This window comes from Candidatus Hydrogenedentota bacterium (assembly GCA_012730045.1).
Lineage (GTDB): Bacteria > Hydrogenedentota > Hydrogenedentia > Hydrogenedentales > CAITNO01 > JAAYBR01.
Genome location: JAAYBR010000005.1, coordinates 1 through 10143, shown reverse-complemented (window position 1 = coordinate 10143; position 10143 = coordinate 1). Strand labels below are relative to the sequence as shown.

The 10143-nt window shown below is 69.6% G+C and carries 8 protein-coding genes and 1 riboswitch; of the genes, 7 read left to right on the top strand and 1 reads right to left on the bottom strand.

All coding sequences use genetic code 11. The features are described from left to right. Positions 1 to 199 precede the first annotated feature (199 nt). Positions 200 to 317: riboswitch (FMN riboswitch) on the top strand. Positions 318 to 410: 93 nt separating this feature from the next. The 6 genes from ribD to GXY15_00765 are packed head-to-tail and all read left to right on the top strand — an operon-like array spanning position 411 to position 5236. Then, positions 411 to 1517, top strand: coding sequence for a bifunctional diaminohydroxyphosphoribosylaminopyrimidine deaminase/5-amino-6-(5-phosphoribosylamino)uracil reductase RibD (ribD, locus tag GXY15_00790; GenBank protein NLV39753.1), 1107 nt, complete (start codon positions 411 to 413; stop codon positions 1515 to 1517). A 1-nt stretch (position 1518) separates the two neighbouring features. Then, on the top strand, positions 1519 to 2142 hold the full coding sequence (locus tag GXY15_00785) for a riboflavin synthase (GenBank protein NLV39752.1): 624 nt from the start codon (positions 1519 to 1521) through the stop codon (positions 2140 to 2142). Between the two features lie 8 nt (positions 2143 to 2150). Then, positions 2151 to 3398, top strand: coding sequence for a bifunctional 3,4-dihydroxy-2-butanone-4-phosphate synthase/GTP cyclohydrolase II (locus GXY15_00780; GenBank protein ID NLV39751.1), 1248 nt, complete (start codon positions 2151 to 2153; stop codon positions 3396 to 3398). Continuing rightward, entirely contained in the window at positions 3395 to 3865 is a 471-nt protein-coding gene (locus GXY15_00775; protein NLV39750.1) for a 6,7-dimethyl-8-ribityllumazine synthase, read from the top strand. Before GXY15_00780 ends, GXY15_00775 begins: the two co-directional genes overlap by 4 nt. Continuing rightward, complete coding sequence (gene nusB / locus GXY15_00770; protein ID NLV39749.1) at positions 3865 to 4413, top strand: transcription antitermination factor NusB; 549 nt, start codon at positions 3865 to 3867, stop codon at positions 4411 to 4413. Before GXY15_00775 ends, nusB begins: the two co-directional genes overlap by 1 nt. Next, positions 4406 to 5236: a PHP domain-containing protein gene (locus GXY15_00765; GenBank protein NLV39748.1), complete on the top strand. Its 831-nt coding sequence runs from the start codon at positions 4406 to 4408 to the stop codon at positions 5234 to 5236. Before nusB ends, GXY15_00765 begins: the two co-directional genes overlap by 8 nt. 12 nt (positions 5237 to 5248) lie before the next feature. Here the strand turns inward: GXY15_00765 and GXY15_00760 are convergent, their stop codons facing one another. Further along, positions 5249 to 9115 (bottom strand): hypothetical protein, encoded by a 3867-nt coding sequence (locus GXY15_00760; GenBank protein NLV39747.1) that lies wholly within the window; start codon positions 9113 to 9115, stop codon positions 5249 to 5251. Positions 9116 to 9258: 143 nt separating this feature from the next. Here GXY15_00760 and GXY15_00755 point away from each other — a divergent pair, with 143 nt between their 5' ends. Further along, a complete protein-coding gene (locus tag GXY15_00755) occupies positions 9259 to 9777 on the top strand; it encodes a hypothetical protein (GenBank protein NLV39746.1) in 519 nt (172 codons plus the stop codon). Positions 9778 to 10143 lie beyond the last annotated feature (366 nt).

Here is a 10143-nt window from a genome sequence, read left to right as displayed (position 1 = left end):
GCAACCCAGGGCAGGCCTGGCCCTTTGGGCGGCGGCCTGGCCTGGGCTATATTCGGAAACGCTTTCAGCGTTGAAGGGGTCGGGCGGCGGGAAATTACCAGACTCCATCCAGAAAGTACCCACGGATTTTAGTGCGATTGCCCTGTGATTTGACCTGAACGGCGGGTTGGACTAAAATAGGGGGGTTGTTGACGCCACAGACGACCTTCGGGGCAGGGTGAAACTCCCGACCGGCGGTGAAAGCCCGCGAGCGCTTCGGCGCAGACTCCGGTGGAATTCCGGGGCCGACGGTACAGTCCGGATGAGAGAAGGTCGCGGAACAACGGCATCACGTCTGCCCGAAATGGGCGGCGGGTGTTGGGTCCGCGCGTTTCCCCGAAGGCCGGGAAGGCTTTCGGGAGTTTCGTTTAATGGCCCGCGATGATGAAAAACACATGGCGCGCGCGCTGGAACTGGCGGCCCGCGGCCGCGGCAGGACCAGCCCCAACCCCATGGTGGGCTGTGTCATTGTCCGCGACGGCGTGGTGCTCGGCGAGGGCTGGCACGAGCGCGCCGGAGAGCCGCACGCGGAGGTGAACGCGGTGCGCGCGTGCCCCGGCGGCGACATTGCGGGGGCCACGGTCTATGTCACGCTGGAGCCCTGTGCCCACGAGGGGAAGACGCCGCCCTGCGCGCCGTTCCTGGCGGCGCTGCGCCCGGCGCGGGTGGTGGCCGCGATGCGCGACCCGAACCCCCTGGTGGCGGGCCGCGGTCTGGCCCTTCTGCGGGAGGCGGGCATCGCCGTGGAGGCGGGGCTGCTGGAGGCGGAGGCGCGTCGGCTGAACGAGATGTTCCTCACCTTCATCACGACGGGGCTGCCCTTTGTCGTGGCGAAGTGCGCCATGACCCTCGACGGCAAGATCGCCACGCGCACCGGCCATTCGCGGTGGGTGAGCGGCGAGGCCGCCCGGCGGCGCACCCATGAGCTGCGGGACAGCCTGGACGCCATCCTGGTCGGCAGCCGCACGGTGATGCTGGACGATCCCAGCCTGACCACGCGGCTGGACGACCGCCCGGGGCGCAATCCGATCCGCATCATCCTGGACGCGGGGGAGTATCTCGACGGCAACCGCGAGGTCTTCCGCAAGGGCGGGGCGCCCACCTGGATCGCCACCACCTCCACCACGCCGTACCCCTTCGCGGACGCGGTTCTGCGCATGCCCGGGGGGCCGGGCGGCGTGGACATGCGGCTGCTCATGAGGGTGCTGGCCGAGCGCGGCGTCACGTCGCTGCTCATCGAGGGGGGCGGGGCCACCCTGGCCTCGGCCTTCGAGGCGGGCATTGTGGACAAGGTCTGCTTTTTCATCGCCCCGAAAATCGCGGGCGGCCGCGACGCCGTCACGGCGGTTGAGGGGCTCGGCGCGGAAACCATGGACGAGGCCATTCCGCTGTACGGGATGGAGGTGTCCCGCGTCGGCGGGGATCTGATGGTGGAGGCGTACACCCGGCCGCTGGCCGCTTTGGAGGGAGGCGTCTAGCATGTTCACGGGACTCATCGAGGAAATCGGCGTGGTGGCGCGGAAGTCCGGCGCGGAGCTGGAGATTCTGGCGGAGCAGGTCACCGGCGGCCTGGCCCTGGGCGACAGCGTGGCGGTGGACGGCGCCTGTCTCACCGTGGCGGCGTTCACCCCGAAGAGTTTCACCGTGCAGGTGTCCCCCGAATCCTGGGCGCGGACCACGCTCGGGGCGCTCAAGCCGGGCCACGCGGTGAACCTGGAGCGCGCCATGCGCGCCGACGGCCGCTTCGGCGGGCACTTCGTCCTGGGCCATGTGGACGGGGTGGGGCGCGTCGAGGGCGTGCGCGACCAGGGCGAGTTCTCCCTGTGGCGGTTCCGCGCGCCCGACGCCGTGGTTCCCTATCTCGTGCCCAAGGGCTCCATCACCATAGACGGCGTGAGCCTGACGATTGTTGACCCCGACCGCGACCGCTTCAGCGTCGCGGTCATCCCGACCACCATGAAACACACCACCCTCGCGCACAAGCGCGCGGGGGACGCGGTGAACATGGAAGCCGACGTGCTGGGGAAGCATGTCCGCCATTTCCTCAAGCGCGAGGAGGGCGGCGTGACCCTGGACACGCTGAGGCAGAACGGCTTCCTCTAGGAGTACCCATGATCAGTCCGCTGTCCGAGATTTTGGAAGACCTGAAACGGGGCCGCATGGTCATCCTTGTGGACGACGAGGGCCGCGAGAACGAGGGCGACCTGACGATGGCCGCCGAATTCGCCACGCCCGAGGCGGTGAACTTCATGGCGCGCCACGGCCGGGGCCTCATCTGCATGCCCATGGAGGAGGACCGCATCAAGGCGCTGGACCTGCCCCCCATGGCGCGGCAGAACACGTCCATGTTCAACACGGCGTTCCATGTGTCCTTTGAGGCGCGCGAGGGCGTGACCACGGGGATCAGCGCGGCGGACCGGGCGCGGTCCATCCTGGTGGCGGCGGACCCGGCCTCCACGGCGGGCGACCTGGTGCGCCCGGGCCACATGTTCCCCCTGTGCGCCCGGAAGGGCGGCGTGCTCGTGCGCGCCGGGCAGACAGAGGGGTCCATAGACCTGATGAAGCTGGCCGGCCTGCGGCCCGCCGCCGTCATCTGCGAGATCATGAACGAGGACGGCACGATGGCGCGCATGCCCGAGCTGGAGGTGTTCGCGCGGGAGCACGGCGTCAAAATCTGCGCGATCAAGGACCTCATTGACCACCGCCGCCGCACGGAGAAGCTGGTGCGCCGCGTGGCCACGGTGACCCTGCCCACGGACTACGGGGACTTCACGCTCACGGCCTACGAGAACGACGTGGACGAGTACCAGCACCTCGCCCTGGTTTACGGCGAGGTGGAGGGCCGGGAGGACGTGCTGGCGCGGGTGCATTCCGAGTGCTTCACGGGCGACGTGCTCGGGTCGCTGCGCTGCGACTGCGGCCCCCAGCTCCACCGCGCGCTGGAAATGATCGCCGGCGAGGGGAGGGGCGTGCTGCTCTACCTGCGCCAGGAGGGGCGGGGCATCGGGCTCTTCAACAAGCTGCGCGCCTACGAGCTGCAGGAGAAGGGCATGGACACCTGCGAGGCCAACGTGCACCTGGGCTTCGACCCGGACCCGCGGGATTACGGCATCGGCGCGCAAATCCTGTATGATCTGGGCATCAAGAGCATGCGCCTGCTCACGAACAACCCCGCCAAGCGCGCGGGCATCGAGGGCTACGGCGTCAAGATCACCGGGCGCGTCCCCCTGGTGATCGCCCCCAACGACCACAACAGATTTTACCTGAGCACCAAGCGGGAGAAATTCGGGCACCTGCTGGACGGAACAACGGACGCCCCGGCGGCAGACCGCGCGGCGGCCAAGGGAGAGACGTCATGACGCACATCATCGAGGGCCATTTCACGGGGTCCGACAAGCGTTTCGGCATCATTGCCAGCCGCTTCAACGAGTTCATCACCGGCAAGCTGGTCGGCGGCGCGCTGGACACCTTCGCGCGGCACGGGGTGCCGGAGGACAACATCACCGTGGCCTGGGTCCCCGGCGCCTTCGAGATCCCCCTGGTCGCCAAGAAGATGGCCGAGTCCGGGCGCTACGACGCCGTCATCGCGCTGGGCTGCGTCATCCGCGGCGCGACGCCGCATTTTGACTATGTGGCCGCGGAGGCCGCGAAGGGCGTGGGGCAGGCGGCCCTCCAGACCGGCGTGCCGGTCCTTTTCGGCGTTCTGACGACCGAGAACATCGAGCAGGCCATCGAGCGCGCGGGCACCAAGGCGGGCAACAAGGGCGCCGACGCCGCCCTGGGCGCCCTGGAAATGACCAGCCTGCTGGACAAGCTGGACGCGTGATGGGACACAGCCGCTCCGAACGCATGGCGGGCCGCGAGGCCGCGTTGCTGTATCTTTTCGGGATGGACTTCTCGGCGGAGTCCTGGCCGGGAGGGTTTGGCGTGTTCTGGGAGTCCGACCCGCTTGGGACCGCCAGGGAATCCCTGGAGGACAGCGAGGAGTTTGCCTCCCCCCCCGCCGCGGGGAAGACGCCCCCCGGCGCGGAGGCGCGGGACTACGCCGACCGCCTGTCCGCGGCCGTGCTGCGGGACCGGGAGGCGCTGGACGGGCTGATCATCCGGGCGCTGGACCACTGGGCGCCCGACCGGGTGGGCCGGGTGGAGTGGATCATCCTGCGGCTGGGGCTCTGCGAAATGCGCGCCTTCCCGGACGTGCCCCCGCAGGTCGCCATCAGCGAGGCGGTCAATCTCGCCAAGCGCTTCGGCGCCGCGGAGAGCCCCCGGTTTGTCAACGGGGTTCTCGACCGGATCCACAAGGCGCCCCCCGGGTGGGGCGGGGGGGGCGCGGAGGAGCCGGCCCCGCCAGAGGATTCACCGGGGGATGACTGACCCTGCGGACGCCTGGGGGGACCTGCACACGCACTCCTCCTGTTCCGACGGCGCCGACGCGCCGGAGGGGGTGGTGCGCCGGGCGGCGGCCTGCGGCGCCTCCCTGCTCGCCCTCACAGACCATGACACCGTGGACGGGCTGGACCGGGCGCAGGCGGCGGCGGCGGCGTTGGGGCTGGATTTTCTGGGGGGGATTGAACTGAGCGCCCGGCTGGGACGCCGGGAAATCCATGTGACGGGGCTGGGTGTTGACGCCGCGAATCCGGCCCTCCGCGCCCTGGCGGCGCGCCTGCATGCCGGGCGGCTGGAACGCTCCCGCCGGATGGTGGAACTTTTGGCCCGGGCGGGCGTCCGCCTGGAGGTCCCCGGCGTTGAAGAGGCCGCGCCTTCCGCCCGGATGCACATCGCCGCGCGCCTGCACGCGATGGGGGTCACCCGCACGGTGCAGGAGGGGTTTGACCGCTTCCTGAAGCCGGGCCGCCCGGCCTGGGTGCCCAAGACCCTGTGCTCCATCGGCGAGGCTCTGGACGCGGTGCGCGCCGCCGGCGGCGTGGGGCTGGTGGCGCACCCCGGCCTGACGCCGGACCTTTTCGCCGCCCTGCCGGAACTTCTGGAGTACCCGTTTGACGGCATTGAGGCGTGGCACGTCTCCCACAGCCCGGCGCGGGTGGCGGAGCTGCTGGCGCTGGCCGGGGCGCGCGGCCTGCTGGTCGCGGGGGGCAGCGACTGCCACGGAGACATCAAAGGCGAGCCGCCCGCGCTGGGGAGGGTGCGCGTGCCGCTGGCCCTGCTCCGCCCCCTGCGCGAACGCCTGGGCCGCTAGAAAAACGGCGGCCTACTTGGGCGTGACGGCGCAGGCGGGCAGGTCGCGGGCCAGCTGGGCGAGTTCGGTGCCGCCGATGCCGGTGTTCCCCAGGTGCAGGCGCTGCAGGGCGCGCAGCTCGCGGAACAGGGGAAGGCTCCTTGCGGTCACCCCGGGGGCATCCTCGAAATGGATGCGCCTGAGCTGGTGGAGGTTCTTGAGCACCGGGAGTCCGTCGTCCGTGATGCGCGTGTCCGCCAGCTTCAACTCCTCCAGCGCCGTGTTGCGCCGGATCTTGGAGAGGCCCTCATCGGTCACGAGTGTCTTGGACAGCTCCAAACACAGTATTCCGCGCAGCGCGGCCACACCGTCCATGCTCGCGTCGGTGATGGCCGGCCCCTCGCAGGTAAGGGTGTGCACGGCCATGATGTCCAGTGCGGCGAGGGCGGAAAGGTCGGTGCGGCCCGGGGCGATTTCCAGACGAATCTCCATTTTGGCGGGGATCGTGACGGTGCCCGCGGCGGAGCCCAGCCGCTGCCAAGACTCATTTACCTGCTGCCAGGGCCGGATGTCTATGTAGCCGATGCCCTCGGCCGGGAAGGTCAGGACGCGCTCGCCCGGGGGCGTCATGTCACGCACCAGCGTCTCCGCCTGGCGGCAGTTGACCGCGGTTTTGCCCTTCATGTCGTCGCGCAGGCGCTCCAGCAGGGCCGGGTCCAGCTCCTGGTCAATGTACAGGGTGGAAAGCCCCTGCTGACGGCCCAGCACCGCGAGATTCTCCTCGGTGGGGTCCAACAGGGGAAGCCACAGGGAGAACAGCGAGTCGGTGGGCAGCTTGTCCAGCGGGGCAAGGTTCTTGGCCTGCTCCTTCTTGACCACCAGATGGAACTTGGAACTCTTGGGATACTCAATCAGTCCCTTTGCCTCGGCAAAAACGGGCCAGTCGGTGTCGCTGGTGTGCGAAACACCGTGGTCATACAGGGTGCCGAAGGACTCCTCCGGGAACTGCATGGTGAGCATTTCCTCGCCTTCGGGCGGCTGCGCCGCCTCCTGGCCGGAGGAGGCCGCCCCGACCGTTTCGGCCGGATCCGGACGCTGGAGCACGAGGAAGGCGACCACGCCCGTCAGGGCGATGACGGCGAGAAAGACCGCCGCGATGACCACCTTTCCCCGGCGCCGACGGCTGGGAACGGCGATGGACACGGACTGGTCGGGATACACGAACACCGTGTCCCGGGGCTTTGGATACGCCTCGACGACGTCCTCATCCGTGTCGTCGGCCGCAGCCGGAGCGGCCTTCGGCTTGCGCGCCGGCGCGGCGGGCGACGGGGCGGGAGGCTTGCCCGGAACCGGACCCGCCGGCGCTGCGGGGGCGGCGGGGGGCGCGGGCATGGGGGGCGCCGAACCCCTGCCGGACGCCTGGCGCAGGGCGGCGTTCAGCGCGTCAAGCTGGTTGCCGCCCCTGGGGGCCGCCGGGCCGCCCTGTCCGGGCACGCGCCGGGAAGACTGCTGCATGGCAATGCGCAGGGCGTCCATCTGCGTCTGCCGTTGGGAGGAAGGCTGCGCGAGGGCCGCCTCGAGACCGACATCGGCCCGTCCGGCGGTGGGGGAGGGGGGCGGCTCCACGGCCTGCAGCGAGGATCCGGGGCTGGAGTCCGGCTGGGCGGCCATCATCTCCGCGCGCCGCCGGGCCTGCTGCTGGGCCTCGAACTGCGCCTTCTGCATTTCCTTGAGCTGGTCGAGAATCTGGGTCAGCTGCTGCGCCTGCGGGCTGGAAACAAGGTCCGCGTCCTTCTTCACCTCCTCCTGTATCTGCGTGACCTCCGCCTGAAGCACGTCCTGGGACACGGACGTCTCCATGTTCCGGTTGCGCAGGGCCGCCAGCTCGTGCTCGAGATTGGCGATGATGCGGTGGCTCTCCTCCTGCTCCGACGCCGCCCGCGCGGCGGCATCCTCCCGCTCCGCGAGCGTCGCCTTCAGAGCCTCCATTTCGGCGCGCGACTGCTCCAGTTCCCGGTTCTTCTCCTCCTCATTGCGCCGGAGCTGGTCCAGCTCCTGCTGCAGGCCCTGCTCCGCGGACTGGGCCACGCCGGCCTGGCTCTTCAGCTGGGCCAGCTCGCCCTGCAGGCGGTCCATTTCCTGCTGCTTCTGCGCGCTGACGGCCTCGGCCTCCTTCGCCGCCTCCTCGCTCTGGAGCAGGGTCTGGCGCAGGGCGTCCATTTCCGCCTGGGCCGCCGCCAGCGCCTCGCTCTTCGCGGCCTCGTTCTCGCGCAGCGCGGCCACCTCCTGCGAGAGGGACTCCTCCGACTGCGACGCCGTGGCGGCCTGGGCGCGCAGGGCGCCCAGCTCGCTCTGCAGGGCCTCCAGGGCGGCGTCGTGCTGCTGGCTGGCCTCCTCGGCCGCCGCGACCGCCTCCTCCTGGCTGCGCAGCTGGTCGCGCAGGACGTCCACCTCGCTGCGGGCGCTTTCCAGCACCTGGGACTTCTGGCGCTCGTTCGTGCGCAGCTGCTCCAGCTCGTCCATCAGGCGCTTTTCGGAGTCGGCGAACTCGTTCGCCTGCGACTGGATGGACAGCAGCTCATTCTGGAGGGCCTTCGCCTCCTCCGCCGTGAGGGCGTTCTTCTGGCTCTCCTCGCGCAGGCGCGCCTCGCGCTCCTCCAGCTCGACGCGCAGGCGCTCCATGTCCGACCGCGTCTTGTCGAGGTCGGCGCTCTTGCGCGACTCGTTGTCGCGCAGCTGGGCCAGTTCGGCGGCCAGCGCCTGCTCCGACTGCTGGGCATCCGCCGCGCGGGACTGGAGGCTCTCAAAGTCGTTCTTCAGGGCGGCCATGGCGCGCTCGTTCTCGCGCACGCGCTCCTCCGCCTCCTGGATGGCCCGCTCCCGCTCGCCCAGCTGGTCATGCAGCGCGGCCAGTTCCGCGCGGGCCGTCTCCAGATCCTCGCTCTTCGCCCGCTCGTTGTCGCGCAGCTGCTCGAGTTCCCCCTCGAGGTCGGCCCGGGCCTGGTCGGCGCGGACGGACTCCTCGCGGACGCCCTCCATCTCCTGCTGCATCCGCGCGAGCTGCTCCTCGTGCTCGATGTTCTGGAGCTGCGCCTCCAGCACCGCCTGCTCGCGCTCCTGGAGCATGTTCTCGAGTTCGGACAGTTTCCGGCGCGCCTCGTTCAGCGCCTCGGTCTTCTCGTCCCCCTGGCTGCGCAGCCGGTCCAGCTCCTCGTTGAGCTGCTGCTGCGACTCGGCGGCGCTGGCCGAGCGCTCCTGGAGGTTCATGACCTCGTTTTCGAGGCTGGCCACCCGCTGCTCGCGCGCGGCCAGCTCGCTCTCCGCCTCGCTGATGTCCGACTCCCGCTCCGCCAGTGTCACCTTGAGCGCGTCCAGCTCGCTGTGGGCCTTCTCCAGCTCCTGCGCGCGGTGCTCCTCGAGGCTGCGGAGGTTCTGGAGCTCCTCCTCCAGTTTCTTCTGCTCGTCCACGGCGCTTTCCTGCTGCGACATGAAATGCTGCAGTTTCGCCTGGAGCTGGGCCACCGTGTCCTGGAGCGACTCCTTCTCGATGGCCTCGGCCTGGCGGCGTTCCAGCGCGTTCTTCAGCTTGCTCGCCCGGTTGGTCTCCTCCGTCAGCAGCTGCGCCAGCTGCGTGGCCTGCTCCATGTCCAGCAGGTCGTCCAGGTCGTCCCCCGCCGCGCGCATGAGGGAAAGGCGGTGCATCAGCTTCTCGCACTCGTGCGCCGACTCGTCGGTGCGCCCCAGGGCCGCGAGGTTCTCCGCCCGCAGGCGCAGCAGCATGGGGCTGTTGGGGAGGAAATGCCCGATGGACTCCAGCATGGCCAGCGCGTCCGCGTGGCGCGCCTGCGCTGACAGCGTGACCACCGACTCAACCCTTGTCTCGACCTCGACTGGATGCATAAGCCAACTCCACCTGTGTTCCCGGCATGACCCCCCGTAGCATAAGGATTTAGAAGGGGCTTTTTCCACTTGGAGGCGGCGGCGCCGCGGGATGACCTGCTATGCTGTCCCCGGAGACAGCCACCCGGAAAGGAGGCCGCGCCATGCCGGTGTTCAGGGAAGACCAGACCTACGCGCGGTGGGTGTACCCCCTCGCCGCCGCGGCTTTCTTTGGAATGATCTTCGCCCAGATGGCCGAGGGCCTCTCCACGGGCGTGTGGAAGGGGGGCTGGGCCCTGGCCGGCATTAATGCCCTCACGGTGTGCGGCGGACTGCTGGTTTTGAACGTCCTTTACATGTCCACCGAGGTCACCCGCACGGAGCTTGTGGTGACCATGGGGCGGTTCTTCCCCCTCTACCGGCGGCGCGTGGCCCTGGCCGACATCGCCGGGGTCCGGGCCGTCACCTACCGCCCGATCCGCGATGCCGGGGGCTGGGGCATCCGCTGGGGACGCTTCGAGGGAAACCGCTGCGCCTTCCTCAACGCCCGCGGCGACCGGGGGGTCTTTCTGGAACTCCGTAACGGAAAACGGCTCATTGTCGGCTCGCAAGACCCCGGGGCGCTGGAAGCGGCGGTCTTGCGCGGGGCGGGGCCCGGGGCGCAGGCAGGGCAATCGCACTAAGATCCGTCCAGCCTTCCTGACAAAGAGTTCTTTCGTTCCCTGTTCCTTGCCCTCTTCAACGCTGAAAGCGTTGCCGAATATAGCCCAGGGCAGGCCGCCGCCCGAAGGGCCAGGCCTGCCCTGGGTTGCCCGGACGGAAAGAATCATGCCCCAACGGGGCAGCCGAAATGGGGACGGGCACCCAAAGACAAGGCCGGCGGGACGCCTGCGGTACGAAGAAGACCTGCGGGGCAGTTCCGTACCGCAGGCGTCCCGCCTGCCTTGTCTTCTTCCCGGCGCGCAAGAAAATTTCGGATGCCCTTTCAGGGCATGTGTTGGAGGGTGCCTCCTCCCCAGGGCAGGCCTGGCCCTTCGGGCGGCGGCCTG

What these genes read in the sequence shown, in the direction of transcription:
- ribD (NLV39753.1), top strand. Translation starts at nt 411, where the DNA reads ATGGCCCGCGATGATGAAAAACACATGGCGCGCGCGCTGGAACTGGCG.
- GXY15_00775 (NLV39750.1), top strand. Translation starts at nt 3,395, where the DNA reads ATGACGCACATCATCGAGGGCCATTTCACGGGGTCCGACAAGCGTTTC.
- GXY15_00765 (NLV39748.1), top strand. Translation starts at nt 4,406, where the DNA reads ATGACTGACCCTGCGGACGCCTGGGGGGACCTGCACACGCACTCCTCC.
- GXY15_00785 (NLV39752.1), top strand. Translation starts at nt 1,519, where the DNA reads ATGTTCACGGGACTCATCGAGGAAATCGGCGTGGTGGCGCGGAAGTCC.
- GXY15_00780 (NLV39751.1), top strand. Translation starts at nt 2,151, where the DNA reads ATGATCAGTCCGCTGTCCGAGATTTTGGAAGACCTGAAACGGGGCCGC.
- nusB (NLV39749.1), top strand. Translation starts at nt 3,865, where the DNA reads ATGGGACACAGCCGCTCCGAACGCATGGCGGGCCGCGAGGCCGCGTTG.
- GXY15_00760 (NLV39747.1), bottom strand. Translation starts at nt 9,115, where the DNA reads ATGCATCCAGTCGAGGTCGAGACAAGGGTTGAGTCGGTGGTCACGCTG.
- GXY15_00755 (NLV39746.1), top strand. Translation starts at nt 9,259, where the DNA reads ATGCCGGTGTTCAGGGAAGACCAGACCTACGCGCGGTGGGTGTACCCC.